The organism is Klebsiella sp. K47, from assembly GCF_051858335.1.
Classification (GTDB): domain Bacteria; phylum Pseudomonadota; class Gammaproteobacteria; order Enterobacterales; family Enterobacteriaceae; genus Klebsiella; species Klebsiella pneumoniae.
This window is the reverse complement of sequence record NZ_JBPYUI010000503.1, coordinates 1-217: the sequence shown is the minus strand read 5'-3', so window position 1 is coordinate 217 and position 217 is coordinate 1. Positions and strand designations below refer to the sequence as shown.

Here is a 217-nt window from a genome sequence, read left to right as displayed (position 1 = left end):
CGCTCGTCGACGCCATGGCGCTCAATGTTCTGGTTCGCCACTTCCAGGGCTTCGAAGGACAAGTCTCCCAGCACCACTTCGGCCTCGGGGAATTCATAGGCACAGGCGATGCCGATGCAACCGGAGCCGGTGCACAGGTCGAGGATGCGTGCCGGCGGCTGGGCCAGCCAGGGTTCGAAGCGGTCTTCAATCAGCTCGCCTATGGGTGAACGCGGGA

At 63.6% G+C, this 217-nt stretch carries 1 protein-coding gene; it reads right to left on the bottom strand.

All coding sequences use genetic code 11. The features are described 5' to 3' along the window. The coding region (locus RRF55_RS28980) for a methyltransferase (protein ID WP_439419445.1) at positions 1 to 217 on the bottom strand (217 nt) is incomplete at both ends.